The 25,805-nt window shown below is 73.2% G+C and carries 19 protein-coding genes, 2 tRNA genes and 1 pseudogene; 15 read left to right on the top strand and 7 right to left on the bottom strand.

Annotated elements, in window-relative coordinates; all coding sequences use genetic code 11:
* Nucleotides 1-11 precede the first annotated feature (11 nt).
* From repSA to E4U92_RS30080, 3 genes are read left to right on the top strand one after another with little or no spacing between them, the layout of a single operon-like run.
* Nucleotides 12-1,391: a replication initiator protein RepSA gene (repSA, locus tag E4U92_RS30090; protein ID WP_373311540.1), complete on the top strand. Its 1,380-nt coding sequence runs from the start codon at nucleotides 12-14 to the stop codon at nucleotides 1,389-1,391.
* Between the two features lie 2 nt (nucleotides 1,392-1,393).
* The gene (locus E4U92_RS30085) at nucleotides 1,394-1,603 is read left to right on the top strand and encodes a helix-turn-helix domain-containing protein (RefSeq protein ID WP_137303584.1); all 210 of its coding nucleotides are present in this window, start codon (nucleotides 1,394-1,396) and stop codon (nucleotides 1,601-1,603) included.
* Nucleotides 1,603-2,781, top strand: coding sequence for a tyrosine-type recombinase/integrase (locus E4U92_RS30080; RefSeq protein ID WP_137303583.1), 1,179 nt, complete (start codon nucleotides 1,603-1,605; stop codon nucleotides 2,779-2,781). The genes E4U92_RS30085 and E4U92_RS30080 overlap by 1 nt, the downstream gene beginning before the upstream one ends.
* A gap of 191 nt (nucleotides 2,782-2,972) precedes the next feature.
* On the opposite strand, the gene E4U92_RS30075 is transcribed toward E4U92_RS30080, so the two are convergent.
* Nucleotides 2,973-3,893, bottom strand: a complete 921-nt coding sequence (locus E4U92_RS30075) for a bifunctional DNA primase/polymerase (protein ID WP_137303582.1) — start codon at nucleotides 3,891-3,893, stop codon at nucleotides 2,973-2,975.
* A gap of 344 nt (nucleotides 3,894-4,237) precedes the next feature.
* On the opposite strand from E4U92_RS30075, the gene E4U92_RS30070 reads away from it, so the two are divergent.
* From E4U92_RS30070 to E4U92_RS30060, 3 genes are all read left to right on the top strand, one after another.
* On the top strand, nucleotides 4,238-4,552 hold the full coding sequence (locus E4U92_RS30070; RefSeq protein WP_137303581.1) for a hypothetical protein: 315 nt from the start codon (nucleotides 4,238-4,240) through the stop codon (nucleotides 4,550-4,552).
* A 330-nt stretch (nucleotides 4,553-4,882) separates the two neighbouring features.
* Nucleotides 4,883-5,434, top strand: a complete 552-nt coding sequence (locus E4U92_RS30065; protein ID WP_137303580.1) for a SigE family RNA polymerase sigma factor — start codon at nucleotides 4,883-4,885, stop codon at nucleotides 5,432-5,434.
* 145 nt (nucleotides 5,435-5,579) lie between these two features.
* Nucleotides 5,580-7,238, top strand: coding sequence for a long-chain fatty acid--CoA ligase (locus E4U92_RS30060; RefSeq protein WP_137303579.1), 1,659 nt, complete (start codon nucleotides 5,580-5,582; stop codon nucleotides 7,236-7,238).
* A 98-nt stretch (nucleotides 7,239-7,336) separates the two neighbouring features.
* Here the strand turns inward: E4U92_RS30060 and E4U92_RS30055 are convergent, their stop codons facing one another.
* Entirely contained in the window at nucleotides 7,337-12,127 is a 4,791-nt protein-coding gene (locus tag E4U92_RS30055) for a hybrid sensor histidine kinase/response regulator (protein WP_137303578.1), read from the bottom strand.
* A gap of 245 nt (nucleotides 12,128-12,372) precedes the next feature.
* Nucleotides 12,373-13,182: an SSI family serine proteinase inhibitor gene (locus E4U92_RS30050; protein ID WP_137303577.1), complete on the bottom strand. Its 810-nt coding sequence runs from the start codon at nucleotides 13,180-13,182 to the stop codon at nucleotides 12,373-12,375.
* A gap of 162 nt (nucleotides 13,183-13,344) precedes the next feature.
* On the opposite strand from E4U92_RS30050, the gene E4U92_RS30045 reads away from it, so the two are divergent.
* From E4U92_RS30045 to E4U92_RS30030, 4 genes are all read left to right on the top strand, one after another.
* A tRNA-Ser gene (locus E4U92_RS30045) sits at nucleotides 13,345-13,435 on the top strand.
* A 190-nt stretch (nucleotides 13,436-13,625) separates the two neighbouring features.
* Nucleotides 13,626-13,698, top strand: a tRNA-Arg gene (locus E4U92_RS30040).
* Nucleotides 13,699-14,165: 467 nt separating this feature from the next.
* Nucleotides 14,166-14,438: a hypothetical protein gene (locus E4U92_RS30035; protein WP_241681787.1), complete on the top strand. Its 273-nt coding sequence runs from the start codon at nucleotides 14,166-14,168 to the stop codon at nucleotides 14,436-14,438.
* A gap of 283 nt (nucleotides 14,439-14,721) precedes the next feature.
* A complete protein-coding gene (locus E4U92_RS30030; protein WP_137303575.1) occupies nucleotides 14,722-15,552 on the top strand; it encodes an alpha/beta fold hydrolase in 831 nt (276 codons plus the stop codon).
* 43 nt (nucleotides 15,553-15,595) lie between these two features.
* Here E4U92_RS30030 and E4U92_RS30025 read toward each other — a convergent pair whose 3' ends face one another.
* Nucleotides 15,596-18,685 (bottom strand): FG-GAP repeat domain-containing protein, encoded by a 3,090-nt coding sequence (locus E4U92_RS30025; protein ID WP_168725221.1) that lies wholly within the window; start codon nucleotides 18,683-18,685, stop codon nucleotides 15,596-15,598.
* A gap of 475 nt (nucleotides 18,686-19,160) precedes the next feature.
* Here E4U92_RS30025 and E4U92_RS30020 point away from each other — a divergent pair, with 475 nt between their 5' ends.
* Entirely contained in the window at nucleotides 19,161-19,427 is a 267-nt protein-coding gene (locus E4U92_RS30020; protein ID WP_137303574.1) for a hypothetical protein, read from the top strand.
* Nucleotides 19,428-19,582: 155 nt separating this feature from the next.
* Here E4U92_RS30020 and E4U92_RS30015 read toward each other — a convergent pair whose 3' ends face one another.
* The 3 genes from E4U92_RS30015 to E4U92_RS30000 form a co-directional block, all read right to left on the bottom strand.
* On the bottom strand, nucleotides 19,583-20,101 hold the full coding sequence (locus E4U92_RS30015) for a DinB family protein (protein WP_137303573.1): 519 nt from the start codon (nucleotides 20,099-20,101) through the stop codon (nucleotides 19,583-19,585).
* Nucleotides 20,102-20,448: 347 nt separating this feature from the next.
* Entirely contained in the window at nucleotides 20,449-21,162 is a 714-nt protein-coding gene (locus E4U92_RS30005; RefSeq protein WP_137303571.1) for a rhomboid family intramembrane serine protease, read from the bottom strand.
* Nucleotides 21,163-21,215: 53 nt separating this feature from the next.
* Complete coding sequence (locus E4U92_RS30000; protein ID WP_137303607.1) at nucleotides 21,216-21,734, bottom strand: MarR family transcriptional regulator; 519 nt, start codon at nucleotides 21,732-21,734, stop codon at nucleotides 21,216-21,218.
* A 127-nt stretch (nucleotides 21,735-21,861) separates the two neighbouring features.
* Here E4U92_RS30000 and E4U92_RS36865 point away from each other — a divergent pair.
* From E4U92_RS36865 to E4U92_RS29980, 4 genes and pseudogenes are all read left to right on the top strand, one after another.
* Nucleotides 21,862-22,212 (top strand): annotated as a pseudogene (locus tag E4U92_RS36865) (HGxxPAAW family protein); the annotation flags it as partial.
* Nucleotides 22,213-22,300: 88 nt separating this feature from the next.
* Complete coding sequence (locus E4U92_RS29990; protein ID WP_137303569.1) at nucleotides 22,301-23,194, top strand: DUF2797 domain-containing protein; 894 nt, start codon at nucleotides 22,301-22,303, stop codon at nucleotides 23,192-23,194.
* Between the two features lie 137 nt (nucleotides 23,195-23,331).
* Complete coding sequence (locus E4U92_RS29985) at nucleotides 23,332-24,081, top strand: response regulator transcription factor (protein ID WP_137303568.1); 750 nt, start codon at nucleotides 23,332-23,334, stop codon at nucleotides 24,079-24,081.
* Nucleotides 24,078-25,796, top strand: a complete 1,719-nt coding sequence (locus tag E4U92_RS29980; protein WP_137303567.1) for a sensor histidine kinase — start codon at nucleotides 24,078-24,080, stop codon at nucleotides 25,794-25,796. Before E4U92_RS29985 ends, E4U92_RS29980 begins: the two co-directional genes overlap by 4 nt.
* The last annotated feature ends 9 nt before the right edge of the window (nucleotides 25,797-25,805 follow it).

Here is a 25,805-nt window from a genome sequence, read left to right as displayed (position 1 = left end):
GGAGGGTGCTCGTGTCTGACCTGCTCGACCCGGTCACCCTCGGCGACCTGCTGAGGGTGGCTTCGGCCCCCGACTACCACCGGTGGGAAGACCAGATCCGCCGCACCGGCGGCTGTGCCGACCCCATCCACCTCACCGGTTGGACCACCCACAAGGACAGGACCACCGGCGCCACCCTGCATCACTACTCGACCGCCTCGGAGCCGGGCGGACGCCTCCGCCTCGCCTGCGGCAATCGCCGCGCCTCCCGCTGCCCGGCCTGCGCCCGGACCTACGCGGGCGACACCTACCACCTCATCCGCGCCGGCCTCGCCGGAGACGACCGCCGAGACATCCCCGCCACCGTCCGCGACCACCCCCGCGTCTTCGCCACTCTCACCGCCCCCTCCTTCGGCCCGGTCCACAACCGTCCCGACTCCGGCACCTGCCGTTGCGGCACCGTCCACACGCCGGACGCCCCCGAACTGGGCACCGCCCTCGACCCGACCACGTACGACTACGCGGGCGCCGTCCTCTTCAACAACCACGCCGGACAGCTCTGGCGGCGCTTCACCAACCGCCTCCGCCGTGAGATCGCCGCCCGCGCCGGCCTCACCCAACGCGAGCTCCAAGAGGCCGCCCGCCTCTCCTACGGCAAGGTCGCCGAGTTCCAGAAACGCGGCGCGATCCACTTCCACGCCATCATCCGCATAGACGGTCCCGACGGACCGGACTCCGCCCCGCCTTCCTGGGCCACCGTGCGGCTACTCGACGACGCCATTCGAGCCGCTGCCGCGCATGGTTACACCTCGGTCTCCGTCCCGGCCGTCGATGACCAGCCCGCCCGCACCTTCCACTGGGGCCGACAGCTCGACGTACGCCCCGTTAAGGCGTTCGGAGACGGCTCCGACCTGACCGAACAGGCCGTTGCCTCCTACGTCGCCAAGTACGCGACCAAAGCCGCCGAGAACACCGGCACCCTCGACCGCCGCATCGGCGAACTCGCCGAACTCGACCGCCACGGCGTCCCGGCCCACACCCGCCGACTGATCACCGCATGCCGCGACCTGGACGCGCTGTACCCGGACCGGCGGCTCTGGGCCTGGGCGCACATGCTCGGCTTCCGCGGCCACTTCTCCAGCAAGTCCCGCCGCTACTCGACCACCCTCGGGGTCCTGCGCCAGGCACGTGCCGACTTCCGCGCCGAGCAGGAGCGCGCGGCTCTCGGCATCGACGTCGACGACCAGGCACCGGACACCGTGCTCGTCCTGGCGGACTGGCAGTACGGCGGCCACGGCCACACCCCTGGGGAGTCCCTCCTCGCCGCGACCATCGCGCGCGACCTGCAACTGAACCGTGAGACGGCGCGGGAAGCCTTGGCTGCGCTGTCCGTCGGCGAGAGGGAGGGCTGACGATGGACCGCCTCCTCACCGTGGACCAGGTCGCCGAGCAGCTCGGTACCGGTGTCCGCTTCCCTCGCCGCCTCATCGAGGAACGCCGCATCACCTTCGTCAAGGTCGGTCGGCACGTCCGCATCCCGGAAAGCGCCGTAAAGGCATACGTGAACGCCAACACCGTGGAGCCGCTCGTTGGGCGGCCTGCGGGACTGAGGAGGGCTGCCTGATGGCCGGCAAGCGCAACTCCCGCCGGAGCTTCGGCCGTATCCGCAAGCTGCCCTCCGGCCGGTTCCAGGTCCGGTACCCCGGGCCTGACGGTGTCCTCCGGCCCGGTGATCGAACGTTCGCCACGGTGACGGACGCTGACCGCTGGCTCAACCGGAAGCGGATCGAGATCGAGGAGGGCCGGTGGATCGATCCGGCTGAGGGGCAGACGACCGTGCACGACTGGTCGTCCCGCTGGCTCGCCGCCGTCTCTCCGCAGCTGAAGCACAAGACGCAAGCGACGTACCGATCACTGATCAACTCGCTGATCGTCCCGGCGCTCGGCGACCGTGAGCGGTCCAGCCTCCGGCCGATCACAGTCGTCGAGTGGGTCGGCGGGATGAAGACCAACGGACTCAGCGCGTCCCGGATCAGGCAGGCGTACCGGGTGCTCTCGCAGATCATGCGGGCCGCCGTCGACAACGACATGATCCCGCAGACGCCGTGCCGGGGCGTGAAGTTGCCGAGGATGCCGCAGACCGAACCGCACATCCTGACCCCTCTCGAAGCCTCCCGGATCGTCCGGAGTGCCGCCAAGCCGCATGACCTGTTGATCGCCCTCCTCGCGTACGCGGGCCTACGTGTCGGCGAGGCGTTCGCCCTTCGACGCGTGGACATCGACGTGTCCGGCGGCTTCGTCCTGGTCGATGAGAACCTGGCCGAAGCCAACGGCACCTTGGTCTTCGACACCCCGAAATCGCATCAGAAGCGGCTCCTGCGAGTTGGCCCGTCGCTTGCGAAGAAGCTCGGCCGGCACCTGGAGACCTTGCCCGACGGTGATGAAGCGCTCCTGTTCACGACGCCCGCGGGGAAGCCGCTGCGCTACAACCAGTGGCGCAAGGCGTACTTCGACCCTGCCGTCTCGGCGGCCGGGCTGACCGATGTGACCCCGCATGACCTCCGCGCCTCACACGGGACGTGGGTCGCCGACCGGTACGGCGTCATGACCGCCGCTCACCGACTCGGCCACTCGAACGCGAGCGTCACCACTCGGCACTACGCTCGTCCCGTCGCCGGTCGCGACGACCAGGTGGCCGCAGCCGCTGACTCCTGGCTCAGCGGGCACGACCCTGCCCCTGGGGCACGTAGCGGGCACGACGACGATGATGACGGCTCCGCTGGGGCGCTCGTGCCCGTCTGACCTGCGGCGGAGCGATCCTCCCGCCGAACCGCCGAGAGATCTTGAAAACCGTCGTGGCAGCGATGTCACCGTGGGTTCAAATCCCACACCCACCGCAGGCGAGAGAGCCCCTGACCAGCACCATCGGTCAGGGGCTCTCGGCGTCCCCCTTCTCTGTGGTCGCCCAGGTCTCCGTCATCCACCCGCGTCGCTCACCCCACCCCCCGCCGCCCCGTCATCCGCGCCGCCGAAGCCACCGTCGAGCGGGCCTCGCGCCGGGTGAGGCCCGTGTGGACCGCTGCCTGGATCAGGGCTTCCGTGAGGGTCGGGCCGATGCCGTTCTCGTAGGCGCGGCAGGCCGCCCAGAACAGGCGGGTGTTGCGCTGGCCCTCGTGGGCCGCGAGGACGAAGTGGATCAGGCCGTGGCCGTGGGTGTCCTCGGGGGACGGGGCGGTCGTCGTGGCCGCCGGGCGGGGCGGGGGCAGCAGGAGGTGCAGCAGGGCCCGGGGGCAGGGCGCCGGGGGCAGGTGGGCGGTGCCCGGGGCGGTGGCGTAGACGCCGTGGTCCGTGCGGGAGCCGGGGCCGACCAGGTAGCCGCCGGTGCCGCGGACGTCGATGCCGGGGGCCAGCCGGCTCGCGGAGTTGGGGATGGGCACGTCCGGTGGTCCGGTCAGCCACAGGTGGCGGCCCCCTGACGGCGTCACGACCACGACCGTCGGCGGGATGGTGAACAGGTGGCGCAGCGCCAGTTCGCGCAGGGCGGCCGAGGAGTCGGTGCCGGTCTTGGTGTCCAGGTCGATGCCGACGAGGTGGTGGGGCGGCAGGCCGCAGGCGATGCCGTAGCCGGTCGCCCAGGGCGCGGCGGCGAACATCTCCCGCACGCGTGCCGGGTCGGTGGAGGCGTCGTGCACCCCGTGCCCGAGGTGCCCGCACTCGCCGCGGCAGGGCGGCCCCGCCTGCGGCTCCGGTGTGTCGCGGTGCGGGGAGCGCAGGGCCGGGAGCTTGGTGCGGGACAGGGGGATCACCGCCAGGCCGCGTTCGGCGGCCGACAGTGCGTGGGCGAGGGCCAGCGTCGTGGCCTGCCGGAGGTGCCCGGGGTGCCGGGCGCGCGCGTACCGGTCGGTGGTGGCCATGGATTTAGTTTCGTACATGCGTTCGAAAAAGGGAAGGGGGATGGGTGGGCGGCGCGCCGGTGTGTAGGGAAAAGGCCGAAAACGTGCCGGAACGGTTCCGCTCTTGTCCCGCGCGGGCTCCGGGCGTCCGCGACGCGCCCGGGTCGCGGTGTGATGCCCGTAAGGGTGGCAGTGGAGGTTTATCGACTTGTCCTCACGCTTGCGTGCGAATCAGCCCTTTCGGTGTGGTTCGCCGGGGACCCCCTGGGCAACTCTGGACTCGCGACGTCGTCAATGCGCCGGGGTGGTCGGCCAACTGCCCTGGTCAAAGCCGTACTTGAGTCCGTGAGTTCTGGAGGAACACCATGGCAAGCATCCGTACCGCCCGCGTCATCGCCGCCGTCTCCGCCCTCCCGCTCGCTGCCGCGCTCTTCACCGGCATGGCGGCGGCGGACAACGGCGGCTTCGCGGACGACGGATCGAACGCGGGTGTCGCGAGCATCGTCGGCAGCGGTGTCGGGCACAACAACAACGGCAACTCGTCCACGTCCCAGCAGAACGCCGTCGGGTCCGGCGCCACCAACCAGAGCAACACCGCGCAGGTCGACGGATCCGCGTTCACCGCCATCAACCAGGGCAACAGCAGCGTCGGGGTGACGTTCTTCCCGCTCTTCCGGTGATCCGGCGCGCGGGGCCGGCCCCTTTCCCCGGCCCCGCGCGTCCGACGGGGACGGTGTGCTCAGGGGTAGCAGTCACGACGTCCGCGCGGTGGTGCTCCGGCGCCGCCGCGCGGACGTGTTCGTGGTGCCGTCCCGCTCGGCCGGGCGGTACGGCGGCATCACCGGTGCGCGCTCCGGACGGCCGGCCCCCAGGGGTGAACCCGCACTGCCCCCCGCCCGCCCGTCCACCTACAGGAGGTGGAGCTGGCACCACCCCTACAACCTGAGGGGGAGTCCCCTTCTGGACCTGCGGCCGATCCGCGCGAGCCGGTCCGCTCCTAGCGTGGAGCCATGACCACACCCGTCTGCACCAGCGCCTCGAACGGCATGACGAGACCGCCGGCGTACCCGTCGTTCTCGTCGTACGTCCGTGCCCGGCAGCCGGTGCTGCTGCGCACCGCGCGGTCGCTGACCGCCAACCCCAGCGACGCGGAGGACCTGCTCCAGACCGCGCTCGCCAAGACGTACGTCGCCTGGGAGCGCATCGAGGACCACCGCGCGCTCGACGGCTACGTCCGCCGGGCCCTGCTGAACACCCGCACCTCGCAGTGGCGCAAGCGCAAGGTCGACGAGTTCGCCGTCGACGAGCTGCCCGAGCCCGAGCCCGCCCCGGGCGACGACGACCCGGCCGAGCGGCAGGCGCTGCACGACGCGATGTGGCGGGCGATCCTGAAACTGCCGGCCCGGCAGCGCGCGATGGTGGTCCTCAGGTACTACGAGGACCTCAGCGAGGCCCAGACGGCCGAGGTGCTCGGCGTCTCGGTCGGCACGGTGAAGTCGGCGGTCTCCCGCGCGCTCGGCAAGCTCCGCGAGGACCCCGAGCTGGGCGTGGCCCGCGCCTGAGCGCCCTGACCGGCACGTCGAGCGCCGGGGTGTGCCGTACCGTGACTTGATCGATCGGCGGCACCTAGTGACATACCGCGCGGTATGTGCGCAGAATCAGCGCATCCGTTACCACCGCGTAGGCAATGTCGCCCGGGAGGACGCCGTGCTGAGCACCATGCAGGACGTACCGCTGCTGATCTCGAGGATCCTGACCCACGGGTCGACGGTCCACGGCACCTCAGAGGTGATCACCTGGACCGGCGAGGGCGGCCCCCAGCGCCGTACCTACGCCGAGATCGGCTCCCGTGCCGCCCAGCTGGCGCACGCCCTGCGCGAGGACCTCGGCGTCCGCGACGACGACCGCGTGGCCACCCTGATGTGGAACAACGCCGAGCACGTCGAGGCGTACTTCGCGATCCCCTCCATGGGCGCGGTCCTGCACACCTTGAACCTGCGGCTGCCCGCCGAACAGCTCGTCTGGATCGTCCAGCACGCCGCCGACCGCGTGATCGTCGCCAACGGCTCCCTGCTCCCGCTGCTGGCCCCGCTGCTCCCGCACCTGAAGACGGTCGAGCACGTGGTCGTCTCCGGCCCCGGCGACCGCTCCCTCCTCGCCGACGCCACCGCCCAGGTCCACGAGTACGAGGACCTCCTCGCCGGGAAGCCCGCGCACTACGACTGGCCCGAGCTGGACGAACGCCGGGCCGCCGCCATGTGCTACACCTCCGGCACCACCGGCGACCCCAAGGGCGTGGTCTACAGCCACCGTTCCATCTACCTGCACTCCATGCAGGTCAACATGACCCAGTCGATGGGCCTCACCGACCAGGACACCTCCCTGATCGTGGTGCCGCAGTTCCACGTCAACGCCTGGGGCCTGCCGCACGCCACCTTCATGACCGGCGTCAACATGCTGATGCCCGACCGCTTCCTGCAGCCCGCGCCGCTCGCCGAGATGATCGAGCGCGAGAAGCCGACCCACGCCGCCGCCGTCCCCACCATCTGGCAGGGCCTGCTCGGCGAGCTGACCGCCCGGCCGCGGGACGTCTCCTCCCTCACCCAGGTCACCATCGGCGGCTCCGCCTGTCCGCCCTCCCTGATGGAGGCCTTCGACGAGCTGGGCATGCGCGTCTGCCACGCCTGGGGCATGACCGAGACCTCCCCGCTCGGCACGGTCGCCCGCCCGCCGGCCCACGCGGTGGGCACCGACGAGGAGTTCGCCTACCGCCTCACCCAGGGCCGCTTCCCCACCGGCGTCGAGGCCCGCCTCACCGGCCCCGGCGGCGAACGCCTCCCCTGGGACGGCGAGGCGGCGGGCGAGCTGGAGGTCCGCGGCCCCTGGATCGCCGGCGCCTACTACAACGGCCCCGACGCCGAACCCCTGCGGCCCGCCGACAAGTTCAGCGAGGACGGCTGGCTGAAGACCGGCGACGTCGGCACCATCTCGCCCGACGGCTTCCTCACCCTCACCGACCGCGCCAAGGACGTCATCAAGTCCGGCGGCGAGTGGATCTCCTCCGTCGAGCTGGAGAACGCCCTGATGTCCCACCCGGACGTCGCCGAGGCCGCCGTGGTCGCCGTCCCCGACGACAAGTGGGGCGAGCGCCCGCTGGCCACCGTCGTGCTCAAGGAGGGCTCCACCGCCGACTTCACGTCGCTGCGCGCCTTCCTCGCCGAGGAGGGCCACATCGCCCGGTGGCAGCTCCCGGAGCGCTGGACGATCATCGAGTCGGTGCCGAAGACCAGCGTCGGCAAGTTCGACAAGAAGGTGCTGCGCCGGCAGTACGCGCAGGGCGAGCTGGACGTGACGCGGCTCGGCTGACCGCCGTGGCGCGGCAGACCTGAGGGGCAGCCCCGGTGCGGACCGGGGCTGCCCCTCAGGGTTTCGCCGGGTGACGGCCTGCGGGGACCGCCGTGCGGCTAGTTGGTGCCGATGCGGGACAGCAGGTCGACGATCCGGCCCTGGACCTCCGCGCTCGTCGAGCGCTCGGCCAGGAACAGCACCGTCTCGCCGGACGCCAGCCGCGGCAGGTCGGCCGGGTCCACGGCGGCCGTGTAGACGACCAGCGGAGTGCGGTTGAGCTGCCCGTTCGCGCGCAGCCAGTCCACGATCCCGGCCCGCCGCCGGTGCACCTGCAGCAGGTCCATCACCACGAGGTTCGGCCGGAACTGCCCCGCCAGCGTCACCGCGTCGTTGTCCGACGCGGCCCGCGCGACCTGCATCCCGCGCCGCTCCAGCGTCGCCGTCAGCGCCAGCGCGATCTCCGCGTGCTCCTCGATGAGCAGCACGCGCGGCGGGTGCTGCTCGCTGTCCCGAGGCGCCAGCGCCTTCAGCAGGACGGCGGGGTCGGCGCCGTACGCCGCCTCGCGCGTCGCCTGGCCGAGCCCGGCCGTCACCATCACCGGCACCTCGGCGGCCACCGCGGCCTGGCGCAGCGCCTGGAGCGCGGTCCGGGTGATCGGCCCGGTCAGCGGGTCGACGAACAGCGCGGCGGGGAACGCCGCGATCTGCGCGTCCACCTCCTCGCGCGAGTGCACGATGACCGGCCGGTACCCGCGGTCGCTCAGCGCCTGCTGGGTGCTGACGTCCGGCGCCGGCCACACCAGCAGCCGCCGCGGGTTGTCCAGCGGCTCCGGCGGCAGTTCGTCGTCCATCGGCTGCGGGCGCGGGGTGTCCGCGACCTCGACGGCCCCACCGGGACCGTCCAGCGGCTCGGGCCCCTCGGCGGCGTTCTCGTCCGGCGCCCCTATGGCGTACGACCGCCCCGCGCCCTCGGTACCGGGCGCGGCGAGCCGCGACTGACCGGCCAGGGAGGGGTGCGCGGGCTGGGGTGCGGATGCCGGGGGCGCGGGGGGCCCCTGCTGCGGGGCGGGATCCGGGGCCGGGGCCGTCGGTACGGGGCCCTGCCCCTGCTCGCCGGCCGCGCCGTTCGGGTGCTGGCGGGCGGCCGGGTCCGGGGGCGTGCCCAGCTTGCGGCGCCGGCCGGAACCGCCCGGGGCGTGCGGGGGCGGGGTCGCCGTACCGGCCGGGCCGGACTGCTGCACCTGCACGGCCTGCCGCGTGAACGGCACGCCCTGTCCCAGCGTCCGCACACTGATCGCCCGGCCCTGCGTGGAGTTCGGGTCGACCGGCGCGCCGGCCTCCGCGGGCAACGGCTGCGCGGCCCGCGCCGCGGCCCCCGCGGCCTCGGGCGGCAACGGTGTACCGGCCGCCGGCGTCCCGCCCGGAGCACCGGGCCCCGCCTCGGCGGGCAGCGGCTGGGCGGGCGCCTGCGACTGCACCTGCGCGGGGGCCTGGCCCTGCGGGGGTACGGGGGGTACGGGCTGCCCCGGCACCACGGGCTGCGCCACCGGAACCGGTTGTCCGGGTCCTACGGGCTGCCCGGCCGCCACGGGCTGTGCGGGCCCTAGGGGCTGTCCGAGTACTACGGGCTGCCCGGGCACCGTCGGTTGCCCGGGTACGGGGGCCTCCCCGGGTACTACGGGCTGATCAGATACGACGGGCTGCGCACCCGGCACCGGAGCCGCGCTCCCTGGTGCCGGAGCCGCGGTGCCCGCAGCCGCGGTGCCCGGAGCCGTGGCGCCCTGCGGCGGGACGGCGGCACCCGGTCGGCCGGGGACCCCGCCCTGCTGGGCGGGCAGGTGGACCGCACCGGCGGAACCGGGCACCTGGCCGGGGACCTGCACGGCTGCCTGACCCTGTACCGGAGCTGACGCCTGTGCCTGCGCCTGCGCGGGAACCTGCGGCGGCACCTGCACCGGGGCGGCCGGAGCCGGACCGACGACCGGGTGCTGCTGCCCCGGGGCCTGCGCGCCCGCCTCGGCGGGCGGGGCGACGGCCCGACGGCGGCGTCCGGTCGGGGCGGTCGTCGGGTGCGGCTGGGGCGGGGTGTGGTCGTCGCCCTGGTCGTGCGGGACGGCGTCGTGACGCCCGTGGTCCACGGCGGCGTCGGCGGGGCCGACCGGCTGCCCCGGGAGCGGCACGGCGACCGGGACGGCCTGACCGGGAACCTGCGGGGGGACGGCCACCGGGGCACCCGCGACCTGAGACTGACCCGGCACCGGCAACGGCACCTGCCCGGGCAGCGCACCGGGAACCGGCGCCCCCGGCAGAGGGGTCCCGGGAAGCGGCAGTACGCCGGGCACCTGAACGGCACTCCCCGGCACCGCCGCACCGGCGACCGGTCCGGCCGCGGCGGCCGTACCGGCCGCGATCCCGCCGGGCACCGCCACGTCGACGGCCTCGGCCGCGTCCCCGTCCGCGCGATCCGCGTCCGCGGGCGGCAGGGCGAACACCGCGCGCGGCCCCGCCTCCTGCGCGGCGGCCCGCTCCTGGGCGGCGGCGAGGGCACGCCGCCTGCGCCCGGTCGGCTGGGCGGCCTCGACCGCCGTAGCGGCCCCGCCCGGCTCGCCGTCCTGCGCTCCGGCGACGGCGGGCAGCGCCGGCGGCAACGCGTGCTGCTCCTGGCCCGGCCCGCCCTGCGGCGACTGCTCCACCGCCCGGCGCGCCCGGCGCCCCGAGGGCGCGCCCGGCACGGGCACCCCCTGCGGCGGGACGGTGCCGCCGAGCCCCGTACCCGAGGCGGCGGTCCCCGCGGCGTGCTCCGCGGCGGTGCGAACGGCACCCTCCGACACCCCGGCACCCGGACCACCCGGTCCCACCGGCCCGGCGGGAAGCGCGCCCGCGACGCCCGCCGCGTCCGCACCGTCGGCGTCATCGGCCGCCCGTCCGCGCCGCCGCCCGGAACCCCCCGGTCCGCCGGGGCCTTCCACGGCCGCTTCGGCCTGCGGCGGGAGGGCCGCGGCCGGCTCGTCGGCGGCCGGACCGCGCCGGCGCCCGGTCGGGACTCCGGCTTCCGGCTCGGCGGCGCCGGGCGCGTCGCTGTCCAGGAAGGCGTCCACGGACGACCGCCGGGCGCGCCGCCGACCGCCGGCGCCGTGGTCGGGGTGGTCGGCGTGCGCGCCGTCGGCCGGGTGGGTGTCACCGGACGCGGGCTGGGCGGCGGCGAGTTCCAGGGGGGCCGGGACGGGGGGAGCGGGCACGGCACCGGCGCCGCCGCCGAGCGGCACCTCCAGGACGTACGCGCTGCCGCTCATGCCGGGCACCTCGTGGGTCTGCAGCACGCCGCCGTGGGCGCGCACGATCCCCCGCACGATCGGCTCGTGCACCGGGTCGCCGCCGGCGTAGGGCCCGCGCACCTCGATGCGGACGACCTCGCCGCGCTGCGCGGCCGCGACCACCACGGTGTTGTCCATGTAACCGCCCGCGGAGACGGGCGCGTTGCCGGTGGCGTCGACGCCCGCGACGTCGGCGACGAGGTGCGCGAGCGCGGTGGCGAGGAGCGGCGCGTCGACCTCGGCCTCGATGGGCGGCGCGTGCACCGCGAACTGCACGCGGCCCGGCCCGATGAGCTCCACGGCGCCGTCGACACCGGCCGCGACGACGGCGTCGAGCATCACCTTCGTACGGGTGATGTCCTGCTCGCCGGTGTCCAGCCGCTGGTAGCCGAGGACGTTGTCGATGAGCGTGGTGATGCGGGAGTAGCCGGCCGAGAGGTGGTGCAGCACCTGGTTGGCCTCGGGCCAGAGCTGGCCCGCGTCGTCGGCGGCGAGGGCGGCCAGCTCGCGGCGCAGCTCGTCGAGGGGGCCGCGCAGGGACTGCCCGAGGAGGGTGAGCAGCTGGTCGTGGCGCGCGGCCAGGGCCTCGTAACGGTCCTTCTCGCGCTCACCGAGGGCGGCGTAGCGCTCCTCGCCGGCGGCCAGTTCCTCCTCGTGCCGCTCGCGCAGCTCCTCCAGCTCGGTGACGTGCTGCTGGCGCAGCGCGGTGAGGTCGGAGGCGTGCTCCTCGGAGAGCCGTTCCAGCTCCTCGGCGTGCCGCTTCTCGGCCTCGGCCTTCTCGGCCGCGAGCGAGTCGAAGGGCCGGCGGTCGGCGAACGTCATGACGGCGCCCACGAGCTGGTCGCCGTCGCGCACCGGCGCGGTGGTGAGGTCGACGGGCACCCGGTCGCCGTTCTTCGCGAACAGCACCTGCCCGCGCACCCGGTGCTTGCGCCCGGAGCGCAGGGTGTCGGCGAGCGGCGACTCGTCGTACGGGAACGGCGAGCCGTCGGCGCGCGAGTGCAGCACGAGGGTGTGCAGCTCCTTGCCGCCGAGGTCGCTGGCCCGGTACCCGAGGATCTGGGCGGCGGCCGGGTTGACGAGCACGATCCGCCCGTCGGTGTCCGTGCCGACGACGCCCTCGGAGGCGGCCCGCAGAATCATCTCGGTCTGCCGCTGCGAGCGCGCGAGTTCCGCCTCGGTGTCCACGGTCCCGGTGAGGTCCCGCACGACCAGCATCAGCAGCTCGTCGCCGCTGTAGCCGTAGCCGTCGTAGGCCTGCTGGCCGTTCTCGAGGTTGGCGCTGGTGACCTCGACGGGGAACTCGGTGCCGTCGGTCCGGCGGGCGATCATCCGGGTCGGCTTGGTCCGCCCGCGCGGATCCATGTGGTCGGGCCGCCGCATGGAGCCGGGGATCAGCTTGGAGTCGAACTCCGGCAGCAGGTCCAGCAGCCCGCGCCCGACGAGCGCGGTGCCCGGTGTCTCGAACGCCTCCAGGGCGATGGTGTTGGCGTTGACGACGGTTCCGTTGGCGTTGACCAGGACCAACGCGTCGGGAAGCGCGTCGAGTATGGCTGCGAGGCGAGCAGCGCCTCGGGATGGCCTGCTGCTCACGAGACGCTTCCTCCCTGTCACCGCACCTTGCCGACCGCTCGGGCCATCTTGCCAAGGGGCCCGCGGGGTGTCACGCGAGGGAGTCTAAGGGCTGGGGTTGTGCGAGCGGCGCCGGATGAGAGCGACCTCGCACGAGGACATGACACGGCTGGTGGACACGTGTACGACCCTCGGACGGACCTTCGCGAATGCTTCGCGGGGCGTTCACGCGAGCGGGGGCCCGGCGGGGGCGCCGGACCCGGACGTCAACGGGCCGGCTGGGGCTCGGGCGCGGGCTCGGGCAGGGGGGCGGGAAGAGGCGCGGGCAGGAGTGAGGGCCGGGGAGCCGGCCGGGTGCTGGCCCCGGGCGCCGGACGGGGAGCCGGCCGGGACGGATCGGCCGGCTGGAACGGGTGGGACGGGCCGGACGTGTGGTCGGACGGGTGGTGGATCGGGTGCTGGCTGGGAGGGGACGAGGGTCGCCCGGCGTGCACCTCGGGGAGCAGGGGGACGAAGCGGTCCCACCGCTCGATCTCGCACCCGTTGGAGCGCTCGAACGTGGCATCGACGGGGCGTCCGGCCCACCGTCCGGTGACGTGCGCGGTGGCGGGACCGCCGTACTGCAGGGTGCACACGCTGCCGTCGGGCACGGGGGCGAAGGCGTCCCGCCCCCAGACGCTGTTCCGGTCGAGGGCCGCGCAGGCGGCGTCGGCGTGGGGGTGCGTGCCCCCGCCGGGGTGGCAGGAGAGCCGGTACACGCCGTCGGCGCCGGGCACCCCGCTGTCCCGGACGGTGACGAGGAGCTGGTCCCCGCGCGCGTAGTCGGGCCGGTCCTCGTCGCGGACGGGGGGCGGGGCGAGGGGCGTGGCGGGGGAGGCGTGGGCGACGGCGGTGGCGAACGGGGCGAGGGCCGCGAGGGAGACGAGCGCGGACACGACACCGAGGGCACGGACGCGCCGACGTGAGGAAGAGGGGGTCGGGGAGGAAACCGGGGCGGTGGTCGCGGAGATCGCGGAGATCGCGGAGATCGCGGAGACCGGGATGGAGGTCGCGGAAGTCGCGGGGATCTGGGCCATGCCGTGCCTAACGCGGGCCGGGGGGAGGACGTTGCGCGCGGGCGGGGAACCCCTTTGCCCTGCGCCCGGCCTGCCTAGTACCGTGGAGGCCGATTGGTGACACGACGCTCGACTGTGTCATCATCTGCACGCACCACTCGCACACACGCGAGCGGCTGTGCTGGAGGCGTCGCCTAGTCCGGTCTATGGCGCCGCACTGCTAATGCGGTTTGGGTCTTAAAGCCCATCGAGGGTTCAAATCCCTCCGCCTCCGCTCGATCAAGGAGCCCCGGTCCACAGGACCGGGGCTTCGTTGTTCCCGCCCACCCCCGCAGACGTCGTTTCCGCAGGTCACAAGGGGTAGACCGAACGGATTTCACATGACGGCGGCAGTCATGTAATGTTCTTCCTGTCGCCGCGAGGGGCCCGCAAGGACCAGGAGCGAAGACGAAAAAACTGAACAAGCACTCGTAGCTTAATGGATAGAGCATCTGACTACGGATCAGAAGGTTGCAGGTTCGAGTCCTGCCGAGTGCACACAGGTCAGAGGCCCCGGAGAGATCCGGGGCCTCTGGCGTTGGCGGGTCGTTTGGGGCGGGGCTCGGAGATCATGGCCCCGACGTCGTGCTCCACCGCGGCCATCTGCAGTACGGCTCATGCGGGTACAAGGTCACCTGGAAGCGGTACCGTTCCGCCGGTGGCAGCAGTTGTGGCGGCGTCGAGATCGTTCATGGTTCGGCGACGCTCCCCACGTTCGAGACCGGCTGGCAGTACGGGGAAACGTCGTCATGATCAGTTCGGGCCCGCGGGCATGGCTCGCCGGATGCGCTGTGGCGGCGTCGGTACTCCTGCTTACCTCGTGCACGTCTGGCAGCGGTGACGGCAAGGCCTCCACAACTCCCTCGTCGCCCGTGTCGAGTGGGTCGCGGGCGGCAACCGGGTCCTCCGATAAGGAGTTCACCGCGCAGGCCCAAGCAGCCCTTGCCACCGTCCGCGGTGGGAAGTTGGTCGAGGCCGGCGCGGAGCGGGTGACCGACGGCATCCACACCGAGCCGAGCCTGAGCGAGGGCAGGACCTACAGGCTCAACCTGGTGTGCGTCGGCACAGGCCGTGTGCAGCTGGCCTTCACACCGACGAGTGCCGGCACAGAAACCGAGGTGCCGTGCGATCGGTCAGTGGTGCAGCAGCGGATCACCGCCCACGAACCGATACGCATTGATGTCGACGGCACCAAGGGATCCACCGGCGTGATCGCCTGGCAGATCGATGCCATCTGATGCGTGCATACGGGATTTCGAGCCCTGCTGAGTGCACACAGAGCGAGGCGCCGGAGAGATCCGGGGCCTCTGGCATTGGCGGGTCGGTCGCCGGCCTGGCGATCGAGCCCGTGCGGACGATCTCTGAGACGTGGTGGACGTCGACGAACTGCGGATGTGGCCCGCAGGGGCAGGGCGTAACGTGGGCCCTACACCCGGACCGCGCCCACTGGGCGTAAGTCCCGCGCGCCCCCCACTCATCGCTCCGTGGCCGGGGTGCGCCTGGACGAGCGGAGATTCTTCGATGGGTACAGTCACGACCGACGACGGCACCACGATCTTCTACAAGGACTGGGGTCCCCGGGACGGGGAGCCGATCGTCTTCCACCACGGATGGCCGCTGAGCGCCGACGACTGGGACAACCAGATGTTGTTCTTCCTGGCGCAGGGCTACCGGGTCATCGCGCACGACCGCCGTGGCCACGGACGTTCCACCCAGACCGCGACCGGCCACGACATGGACACCTACGCCGCGGACGTGACCGTCCTGACCGGCGCGCTCGACCTGCGCGGTGCCGTGCACGTCGGTCACTCCACCGGCGGTGGCGAGGTCGCCCGCTACGTCGCCCGCGCCGAGCCCGGCCGGGTGTCGAAGGCGGTGCTGGTGGGCGCGGTGCCACCGCTGATGCTGAAGACGGAGGCCAACCCGGGCGGCCTGCCGAGGGAGGTCTTCGACGGCTTCCGTGAGGGCGTGGCCGGCAACCGGGCTCAGACGTTCATCGACATCCCCTCCGGGCCGTTCTACGGCTTCAACCGTCCCGGAGCGCAGGTGTCCCAGGGCCTGATCGACAACTGGTGGCGCCAGGGCATGATGGGCGCGGCGAACGCTCACTACGAGTGCATCGCGGCGTTCTCCGAGACCGACTTCACCGAGGACCTGCGGCGGATCGACGTGCCCGTCCTCGTCGCGCACGGAACCGACGACCAGGTCGTCCCGTACGACGACTCGGCACCCCTGACGGTCAAGCTCCTGAAGAACGGGACCCTCAAGTCGTACGAGGGCTATCCGCACGGGATGCTGTCGACGCATCCGGAGGTCCTCAACCCGGACATCCTCGCGTTCATCCGTTCCTGACCCCGGCGGGCCGGCCCAGTGGCCGGCCCGCTGTCGCGGATCGTCAGTACAGCGCCTTGTAGGCGCCCCAGCCGGTGCCGATCTTCACGCGGGCGCCGAAGCCGCCCTTGCCGTTGCCCGCCCAGCGGTACACGTTGCCCGCGGTGTCGCGGGTGACGAGGTCGTTGCGTCCGTCCTGGGTGAGGTCGCCGACGCCGACCAGGGCGTTGTAGGAGCCCCAACCGGCGCCGATCTTCACGCGGCCCCCGATGCCGCCCTTTCCGTTGCCGTACCAGCGATAGAGGTTCCCGGCCTTGTCCCGGCCGAGGAGGTCTCCGGTTCCGTCGCCGTTGAGGTCGCCCACGCCCACCAGCGCCGTGTAGCCGGACAGTCCCGTGCCGACGCGCACCCGGGACTTGAACGTGCCCTTGCCGGTACCGGCGTAGAGCCACAGGGCTCCGGACCGGTCACGGGCCAGCAGGTCGGACCGGCCGTCACGGTTGAGGTCCCCGGAGGACGTCAGCAGGTCGTACGTGTTCCAGCCCGTGCCGATGACAGTGGACTTGTTGGTTCCCCGCGCGAAGTACACCTGCCCGAAGCCCCAGTACGCACGCAGCTCGCCGCTGGAGTTGCGGACCAGCATGTCCGCGTTCCCGTCCCCGTTGAGGTCGCCGACCGGTACCAGGGTGGAGGAGGTCGGCCAGTCCGCCGTGTAACTGCGGTTGTAGAAGTACCCCTTGGGATGCCCTTCCCACGAGTCGGTCCGGCCGTCCTTGCGGACCGCCACCATGTCCGGGAACCCGTCGCAGTCGTAGACATGGGTCGGCAGGGCGCCGCAGAGCACGTCCAGGCCGCCGCTCCCGACCCGCACCGGCACGGTCCCGCCGTTGAACCGAGCGCTCAGCTGCCAGGTGTAGAGACCACTCGGGGCGGGAGCACCGTTCGCCTCCCGGCCGTTCCACGTGGCCCAGATGCCGCTGAGACCGCGTTCGGGTCCGCCGCTCACCACAGCCACCCGGCGACCGGTCGTCTTTTGGACGATGTCCAGGTCCCAGGAGTCCACGGGGCGGCTCAGGAGCAGCGTGGCCGTCCAGGTCGAGTAGGCCGACGACGTGGTCCTCGGCGCGACGCTCCCGGAGGGGTACGCCTCTCCGATGACCGGAGCGGAGTCCGGTACCCCGTCCGCGCGCACATGCACGCGACGGTCGGCGTCCACGTAGGCGATGTGGCCGCCGTACTTGTCCACGGTCCACGTGATCCTGCGGTCGTCCGCGAGCGGTCCGGCCGGGAGGGCGGCCACGGAGCGCTCCGCGAGCGGGCTGCCGGTGTGGAAGTCCGTCAGCTTGAGCTCGCCCGCGTCCCGGTCGTGCCGGACCACGTAGCCGTCACCGAGCAGGGCGGGGCCCGACGGCACGGTGAAGCCGCGGTCGTTCGTCAGGTCGTACACCCCGGCCTGCTGGTCGGGGCCGCAGGACCAGTAGAGCCAACTCGCTGTCGCCTGCAGTTCGGTGGGCACGCAGGCGGCACCGGTGCGCACGGTGCGGAGGGGTTTGCCGGGGGTGGCCGCGTCCGGTGTCAGCCGCTCCGCCGTCAGCGTGCCGGGGCTGCCGGGGGTCGCGCTCCACAGGGTGGAATACCAGAGCGCCGCGGCCTGCACGGGGCGGCTGCGCACCACCTTGTGGTAGCCCGGGTAGATCACGTACTGGGTTCTCGGGGACCCGCCGTCCACCACCACGTACGAGGAGGACGCGTCCCTCACCTCGCCGCCACTGCCGGGCAACGGCACCTCGATGTGCGACGTGTAGGCGTCCACGCGGGTCTCCAGGTACGTCCGTCCCGCTGTCTCGGACAGGAAGGACAGGCCGTACCAGTTGCCCTCGACCATCCGCACGCAGTCCTCACCCGTCGCACAGCGCACGGTGGAAGAGGGGATTCCCGTGGGGAGCTTGGCCGCTCCCGCCACGGGGACCGGCCCGGTACCGACGTCCTGCTGGTGGACGGGGAGCTTGCCGTCCATGCCGTCCACCCGGCTCAGGGTGCCCCGGTACAGGTTCAGCCCCAGGACCTTGGAGGTCACCGGAGGCAGCGGCTGGACCACTGCGTGCGCCGGCGGCACGTCGGAGCCGACGGCGAAGCGGTGCACCGCCCAGTCGTCGGTGCCGGAGCCGCCGACGAGCAGGGCGCTCCCGTCCGCCGTCTGCGGTGGGAGGTCCGAGACGAGCGCGATGTGGTCGAGTGCGGTGCTCGGCTCCCCGCCGTCGAGCGGCCGGGCCGTCAGCGGCCGGCCGAGCGAGGTGCCCGAGCCGGTGTCCGGGCCCGAGGTCAGGAGGGCGCCGCCGAGGAGGGCCACCGGAGCCGCGTCGGCGGGGAGCGGCAACTCCTGCGCCCCGGAGGAGAGGTCGGCGCGGGGCAGCCAGCGCAGCCCGGTGAAGCCGTGGTTCCACCAGGCGACGCGGTCGGCGCTCAGCAGGATGCGCAGGCCCCGGCCGCTCATCGTCTCGGGGAGAGGGGTGATCTCGGCGGTCCCGGGGTCCAGCAGGCCGTAGCGGTACGCGCCGTCCTGCCGGAAGGCGATCACCGCGCCGCGGTCGTCCGCGGCACCCTGCTGCAGTGAGACGCTGCTGAGCTGCGCACCGGCGGGCAGGCCGGTGATGCGCAGCGGCTGCGCGGGATCGGTGCCGGTGTCGAGGAGCACACCGGCGGAGCTGGTGGTTGCGGTCGCGGACTCCAGGGCCAGCACCTTGCCCGCGACGGTCCCCCGGAACATGTAGCCGGCCGGGAGCTGCGCCTCCCGGCTCTCACCGGTGTGCGGATCGAGCAGGCTGTACCAGCCGGCGCCTCGGGCCGGGCTCGGTGAGATGGCGAGCAGGTCCCCGCCGGCGCCGACGGGGCGTACGAGCGCGTTGGCCGGCAGGGTCTGCAGGCCCGGCACCTGCGTCGAGGTGCCGCTCGAGAAGTCGGTCCAGGTGTAGCCGTCCCGGCCCTCCTGCTGGTGCAGGAATCCGGTAGTGCCCGCCGCCAGCGGGGTGTCCGCACGGGGTGTGGCCCGATCGGTGGGCGGGATCACGACCTCCTGGGAGGCGTCCGCCGCGGTCGCCGCGGACGCGTCCGCCGCGGTCGTCGGTTGAGCGGCCCACGCGGGCGGCGCGTCCACGGCGAGCGGGACGGCCGTACCGGCGACCGCCAGAATCGTGGCGGCCGCACCGGAAGCGAGGCCCGCGCGGCCTCCGCGGCGGCGGCCTGCGGGCAGTGGCTCAGTCGACGTCCGGGGCACAGCCCTCACGTCTCCCCCTAGTTGCTGTGACGATCTGCCGCCGCGTGGCGCTCCGATACGGCCGGACGCACTCCCGCGTCACCCCCTGCGGCCGCGGAGGATCTTGCCGGCCGCGTGTGCGTAGACGTTAACCGATCAACGAAGCCGCAGCCCGCCCCGAGAGGGTCACGATCGGGCAACCCGACGGCGCGTCACCATGGGCTGGTCGCCGCACAGTGCCTCGCGGGGACAGTGCCGGCTCCGTGTCGTGCCCTGACGATCTCCTGAGTGGTCCGCCCGCACCGACCTGCGGGCTGACTGGCATCATCCTCGGACGACCGCTGGTCGCGGCGGTGCTCGAGGGAGGGGATCGGCTGTGGTGGTGGGTATCGCGCTGTTCGTACTGGGGCTGGCGGGCGTGGCATGGGGAGCGATGTTCCTCTTCAACGTACGCGGCGCGGCGGACAAGGCCGCCGCGCGACGCAACGCCGTCCGGGCTGTGACGGCAGCGCGGACGATGGACCTGGGTCTCGCGGAGCCGTCGCAACTCGGTGCTTGGTTCTTCCGCCTCATGGGCGGCATCGTGCTCCTCGGCTCGCCCCTGCTCGCCCTCGCCGGACTCGTCATTGCCACGCTCGACTGACCCGCCCGCAGGGTTGGGCGCAGGGACCGGTTGCAGCGCAGCGCCTGGCTGTCGCCAGGGGGTGCCGGGTGGATACCGACGGGCGGGTCCACACCCGCCGGAAGTCCTCGGCCCGACCCACCCGAACCCGTTCCGTCCGCGGCGCAGGCCCCGTGTCAGCCCATCGTCTTCGCCCCGTCCAGGCTCTCCCGGATGATGTCCGCGTGGCCCGAGTGCTGGGCGGTCTCCGCGATGATGTGGAGGAGGGTGCGGCGGGCCGACCAGTGGGTGTTCGGCTGGTGCCAGGGGGCCTTGGGGAGGGGCTGGGTCGCGTTCAGGTCAGGGAGCACGGCGATCAACTCGTCGGTGGCGCGGGCCGTTTCGGCGTAGGCGTCCAGCACCGCTGCCAGCGTCTCGTCCGGCTGCATCCTGAACTCGGCCGCCCGGCGTGCCCAGTCCGCCTCCGTCATCTGTGTGAAGTCGCCCATCACCGACGGGCCTTGGACGATGAAGGCCGTCCAGTTCCGCTCCACGGCGGTGACGTGTTTGATCAGTCCGCCCAGGCACAGCTCGCTCGCCGTCGTGCGCAGCGCGGCCTGCTCGTCCGTCAGGTCGCGCGTCGTGTGGCGCAGCAACTGCCGGTGCTTGGCCAGTGTCGCCAGGAGATCCGCGCGTTCGTCCTCGGGTGTGGTCATGGGGAGACGGTAGGGAGGGGGTAGGTCGGATCCTGGCCTAATGGCCCCGGGCCTCCGGCCGCTTCTCATTAAGGTGCGGCGCATGAGCAATGAGGCGCCTGTCTGTCCTGAGTGCGGTGGAGTCATGAAGTCCGGTGGGCTCGTGCTCTGCACGCGGGAGGACGACGGTCGGCGGACCTGTCGTGCGGTGTGGCGGTGCGGCGGTCGGCACGTCTGGTGGCGGTGGGCGGACCGGGCGGACAGTCCCTGGGAGAGGTGTCCGGTGCCCGGTGCTTTCCGGTGACGGGTGACCGTTGACGGTTGACGTCGGGATGCGGGCGCTTCCCCCGATATCCGGCACCGCGCGCCTACTCCAGCCCCAGGTCCCGCAGCTCCTTGTGCAGGTCCGCCCGCGGAGAGGCCGCACCGCCCGAGCCCTCGCTCCGCGAGGCCGGCGCAGCCGACGGCACACCGCCCCCGCCCCCGCTCGCCCGCCGCTTCCCCCGCTCCCTGAACAGCCACGCGCCCAGGACCCCTCCGGCCAGGCCGCCCAGGTGGCCCAGCCAGCTCACCCCGGGGGTGCCCGGTACGGCCACCGTCAGGAGGTAGGCGAAGGACGCCGCCATCACTATCCCGATCAGGGTGTCGATCAGGTGGCGGTCGAAGAGGCCGCGGACGACCACGTACCCGAAGTAGCCGAAGACCAGGCCGCTGGCGCCCACCGTGTCGACGCCGCCCCGTTCGAACAGCCAGACCGCCATGCCGCTGGTGAGCGCGACCAGCAGGGTCAGGCCCAGGAAGCGGGTCACTCCCCGGTACGCGGCCAGGAAGCCGAAGACGAACAGGGGACCGGAGTTGGCCTCGATGTGGGCCCAGCTCCAGTGCAGCAGCGGCGCCGAGAGGAGCGCGGGCAGGCTGTCGGTCTCGCCCGGGACCACCCCGTGGTCACGGGAGAGGTCGTAGCCGTCGGCGGCGTTCGCCACCTGCACGAGCCAGATCAGGGCCACGAAGGCGAACATCACGAAGAACGCCTTCCGGGCCTCCGCGACCATCACCTCCGCGCGGCCGTCCGCGTCCACCATGCCCTCTCCCTCCCCCGGGCGGATCCGTACCCCGTCCGCCGTCCCCGCGCACTCTACAAACCCCCCCGGTCCTGTCCCCGCAGCTCCTCCCGGTACCCGTTCGCCAGCTCCGTCGCCCTCCTGAACCAGTCGGTCAGCACGGCGATCTCGTCCGGCGAGTAGGAGGCGAACAGGGCCGTGAGGCGTTCGTAGTACGGCCCGTACAGGGCGAACGCCCGGGCCACCGCGGCCGGTTCCGCCGCCACCCGGACGCGGCGGCGGTCCGTGGGGTCCGGGCGGCGGGTGATCCAGCCGGCGCGTTCGAGGCGGTTCAGGATCCCGGTCACCGCGCCCGTGGTCACGTGCACCTTCGTCGCCAGCTCGCCCGCCGTCAGCAGGTGCTCGCCGGCCTGGAGGACGTACGCGAACGTCGTGAGGTCGGTGACGTTCACGCCCAGGCGCTGCGCCATCTCCTGCTGGCCGACCATGCTGGCCGCGATCAGGTCGTCCATCGCCGCCAGCGCCTGCGCGGGTGTCGCCGTCGGCCGGCCGCTGTCGGCGGGTGGCACGGGTTCCACGGCCTCGTCCGGCATCGCGGGTTCCTCGCTCATGGGTCCTCTGTCTCGTGGCTGAAGCGTCGGCTCCCTTGTTATCCGCTTTCGAGATGTCTTACCTTGTAAGAGGTTCAGAAACATAACTTCTCACGTCGTGAGGTATTCAATGAGCGTGCATCCGTACGACGAGGGCCACACCGTCGCCGGCTGGACCGGCGTCGCCATCGCGACCGTCGGGACGTCCGTCATGAGCGTCGGCGTGTGCACGGTCTCGCCCCTCGCCCTGGTCGTCGGGGGCGTGATCGACGTCCTCGCGCTGCTGGTCACCTGGGCGCTGCACCTCAGCGGCTGGGGCAAGCCGCCCGGGATCCGGCCGCGGGCGGAGTGGAGCATGCGGGTGCGCGACCCGCACGCGCGCGGGGGGCACCCGGAGTGCCTGGGCTGCCGCCTCGCCGGGCGCGGACGACACGTGGCCTCGCCCCAGGCGGTGTCAGCCCCGGTGGTCCCTCCGGCGGTCGTCTCGTCCCCGGTGGCCTCGTCACCCGTGACCACGTCCCCGGTGGCCTCGACCCCGCTGTCAGTGCCTCCGTCTACGCTCGCGGGTGATGGCACAGGCATGGAGGTGCGCGGCGCTGCGCTGGTCGGCGGGCAGCCCGGAGCTGACGTGGGACGGGGGGCGTCGTAGCCCGCTGTCCTGGGGGAAGGACGTGGCCTTCGCGGTCGCGCCGGGGGAGGTCAGGAGGTGCGTGGGGGCGCGGGGGCACCCCTGTCCGCGCCGGACGCCGGTGCCGGCGCGGAGCACGGGCGGGCGGTGCGAGGAGTGTGCGCGGCTGGACCGGGCGCACTCGGTCGCGGCGGACACGCTCGCCGACGACCCGCGGCCGTACCACGTGTACCTGGCCTGGTTCGGCCCCGGGACGGCCAAGGTCGGCATCACCGCCGTCGAGCGCGGCACCGCCCGGCTGCTGGAGCAGGGCGCCGTCTGCTTCACCTGGCTCGGCGCGGGCCCGCTCATGGCCGCCCGGCGCACCGAGGAGCTGCTGCGGGCCGCCCTGCGCGTGCCCGACCGCATCCCGTACGCCGACAAGCGCGCCCTACGCTCCCGGCTGCCCGCGGGCGAGGCCGAGCGGGCGGCGGAGCTGGCCGGGCTGCACGCGCGTGCCGTCGGCCTCGCCGGCTGGCCGGAGTCGCTGGCGCCCGCGCCGTTCCGCCCGGTGGACCACGTACGGGCGTTCGGGCTCGACCGGGACGCCCCGGCCGCCGTGGGGGAGGTGGCCGAGCTGACCGCCGGGGGCGGGGTGCGCGGCGCACTCGTCGCGGCCGCCGGACCGGACCTGCACCTGCGCACCGCGCGGGACACCGTCGTCATCCTGGACACCCGGCTGATGACGGGCTGGGACCTGCTGCCGCCGACCGCGGGCGAGGACGCCCCGCCCGCGTTTCCCGTACGGCGGTTCGAGGCCCCCGCCGACGCCGCCCGGCAGGACGGGCTCTTCTGACCGGCGGCCGCCCTTCCTGACAGGACCCGGAAGAACTCCCGCTGCCGGCCCGGTTCCTGAGAGGCCCCTGTGTGTTTCTCAGGGAAATCACAGACAAGCGAAAGCGTGTTCTCAGAGGGCCCCGACAGGGTGTCACCATGACCACGACCTCGCCCCAGGGGCGCACCGAACTGCTGAGGCCGGACGGGAGCCCCGTCCGAGTGCTGGTGGTGGACGACGAGCTGTCGATCACCGAACTGCTGTCCATGGCCCTGCGCTACGAGGGCTGGCAGATCCGCAGCGCCGGGGACGGGCAGGGCGCCCTCCAGACGGCGCGGGAGTTCCGGCCGGACGCCGTCGTGCTGGACATGATGCTGCCCGACATGGACGGCCTGACCGTCCTCGGCCGGCTCCGCCGGGAGCTGCCCGACGTGCCCGTGCTGTTCCTGACGGCCAAGGACGCCGTCGAGGACCGGATCGCCGGTCTCACCGCGGGCGGCGACGACTACGTCACCAAGCCCTTCAGCCTGGAGGAGGTCGTCGCCCGGCTGCGCGGCCTGATCCGGCGTTCGGGTGCCGCCGACCGCCGCTCGGACTCGGTGCTCGTCGTCGGCGACCTCACCCTCGACGAGGACAGCCACGAGGTGTACCGGGGCGGCGACTCGATCCACCTGACCGCCACCGAGTTCGAGCTGCTGCGCTTCCTGATGCGCAACCCGCGGCGCGTGCTCAGCAAGGCGCAGATCCTCGACCGGGTGTGGTCCTACGACTTCGGCGGCCAGGCCAACGTGGTCGAGCTCTACATCTCGTACCTGCGCCGGAAGATCGACGCCGGACGGGAGCCGATGATCCACACCCGGCGCGGCGCCGGCTACCTGATCAAGCCCGCCGTTCCCGCCGTCCCGTGAGCGGGCGACGGCGGCCGCGGGCGCAGCGGGCACGGAGGCGCCGCCCCGGGCAGCCGCGCACCCTGCTGACCCGGCTCGTCGTCGCGTCCGTCGTGCTGATCGCCGTCGTCTGCACGGTCATCGGCACCGTCACCACCCTCGCCCTGCGCTCGCACCTCTACCAGCAGCTCGACGTCCGGCTGCGTGAGGTGGCCGCCCGCGTGGCACCCCGCGACTTCCGTCCTCCGAGCCAGCCCGGCACCGGAACGGAGAACGGCACCGACAGCGGCACCGGCACCGACAGCGGCACCGGCACGGACGCCGACACCGTGCCCGGCCGCCGGCAGAGCCCGCTGAGCGACCTCCCCGAGCCGACCGACCTCGCCATCTTCGTCACCCACGGCCCGGTGCCCATCGGCACGATCGCCGCGAAGGTCGAGGACGGCACCGTCACCGACTCCCGGCGCGGCGTGAAGTCCACGGCCAGCGGCAACTTCGCGATGACCTCCAAGGCGCTCGACGAGGCGCAGGTCAAGGTGCTCGCATCCGTCTCCCGGGACGGCGCCGAGCACACCGTGAGCCTGCCCGGCCTCGGTGACCACCGCGTCAAGTACACGACCAACGGCGCCTACGCCTACTACGTCGCCATCCCGACGTCCGACGCCGACAGCACCATCAGGACGCTGATCCTCGTCGAGGTCAGCGTCACCGCGGCCGGGCTGATCGCCGCCTCCCTCGCCGGCACGGTGATCGTCAGCGTCGCCACCCGCCCCCTGCGCAGGGTCGCCCACACCGCCACCCGCGTCTCCGAACTCCCCCTGCACACCGGCGAGGTGAACCTCAGCGAGCGCGTCCCCGAGGCCGAGTGCGACCCGCACACCGAGGTCGGCCAGGTCGGCGCCGCGCTCAACCGCATGCTCGACCACGTCCACGGCGCCCTGCACGCCCGCCAGCAGAGCGAGACCCGGGTGCGCCAGTTCGTCGCCGACGCCAGCCACGAGCTGCGCACCCCCCTCGCCTCCATCCGCGGCTACGCCGAGCTGACCCGGCGCGGCCGCGAGCAGGTCGGCCCCGACACCCGGCACGCCCTGGCCCGCATCGAGTCCGAGGCGGGCCGGATGACGCTGCTCGTGGAGGACCTGCTGCTGCTCGCCCGGCTGGACGCGGGCCGCCCCCTGCGGTTCGCGCAGACCGACCTCGTCCCCCTGGTCGTCGACACCGTCAGCGACGCCCGCGCGGCCGGCCCCGCCCACGTCTGGCGCCTGGAGCTGCCCGAGGAACCGGCGCTCGTCTCCGCCGACGCGGCCCGCCTGCAGCAGGTGCTGGTCAACCTCCTCGCCAACGCCCGCACCCACACGCCGCCCGGGACGACCGTCACCGCGCGCGTGCGGCGCAGCGGGCCGTGGCTGTGCGTGGACGTCGAGGACAACGGCCAGGGAATCCCGCCGCAGTTGCTCCCGCGCGTCTTCGAACGGTTCGCGCGCGGCGACTCGGCCCGCTCGCGCGCCACCGGCTCGACCGGCCTGGGCCTCGCCATCGTGCAGGCCGTGGCGACCGCGCACGACGGTGCCGTGACCGTCGACAGCGCACCCGGCCGGACCGTGTTCACCCTCCGCCTGCCCGCCCTCGCGGACCTGTCCGTGCCCGCCGTGCCCCGCCCGGCGGCCGGCACCGGCCGGCAACGGGACTCACAGGCACAGCACAGTGCCACCACATGGGTGCGACAGGGCTCCTGACGAGAGTCG

The organism is Streptomyces galbus (assembly GCF_005280195.1).
In the GTDB taxonomy this organism is placed as follows: domain Bacteria; phylum Actinomycetota; class Actinomycetes; order Streptomycetales; family Streptomycetaceae; genus Streptomyces; species Streptomyces galbus.
This window is presented reverse-complemented; position numbering and strand designations above follow the sequence as displayed.

Excerpts from the sequence above, each read along its gene's own strand:
- E4U92_RS30085 (WP_137303584.1), top strand. The coding sequence starts at position 1,394 with ATGGACCGCCTCCTCACCGTGGACCAGGTCGCCGAGCAGCTCGGTACC.
- E4U92_RS30005 (WP_137303571.1), bottom strand. The coding sequence starts at position 21,162 with ATGGTGGACGCGGACGGCCGCGCGGAGGTGATGGTCGCGGAGGCCCGG.
- E4U92_RS30065 (WP_137303580.1), top strand. The coding sequence starts at position 4,883 with ATGACCACACCCGTCTGCACCAGCGCCTCGAACGGCATGACGAGACCG.
- E4U92_RS30050 (WP_137303577.1), bottom strand. The coding sequence starts at position 13,182 with ATGGCCCAGATCCCCGCGACTTCCGCGACCTCCATCCCGGTCTCCGCG.
- E4U92_RS30080 (WP_137303583.1), top strand. The coding sequence starts at position 1,603 with ATGGCCGGCAAGCGCAACTCCCGCCGGAGCTTCGGCCGTATCCGCAAG.
- E4U92_RS30030 (WP_137303575.1), top strand. The coding sequence starts at position 14,722 with ATGGGTACAGTCACGACCGACGACGGCACCACGATCTTCTACAAGGAC.
- E4U92_RS30015 (WP_137303573.1), bottom strand. The coding sequence starts at position 20,101 with ATGACCACACCCGAGGACGAACGCGCGGATCTCCTGGCGACACTGGCC.
- E4U92_RS30075 (WP_137303582.1), bottom strand. The coding sequence starts at position 3,893 with ATGGCCACCACCGACCGGTACGCGCGCGCCCGGCACCCCGGGCACCTC.
- E4U92_RS29990 (WP_137303569.1), top strand. The coding sequence starts at position 22,301 with ATGGCACAGGCATGGAGGTGCGCGGCGCTGCGCTGGTCGGCGGGCAGC.
- E4U92_RS30070 (WP_137303581.1), top strand. The coding sequence starts at position 4,238 with ATGGCAAGCATCCGTACCGCCCGCGTCATCGCCGCCGTCTCCGCCCTC.
- E4U92_RS30000 (WP_137303607.1), bottom strand. The coding sequence starts at position 21,734 with ATGCCGGACGAGGCCGTGGAACCCGTGCCACCCGCCGACAGCGGCCGG.
- E4U92_RS29985 (WP_137303568.1), top strand. The coding sequence starts at position 23,332 with ATGACCACGACCTCGCCCCAGGGGCGCACCGAACTGCTGAGGCCGGAC.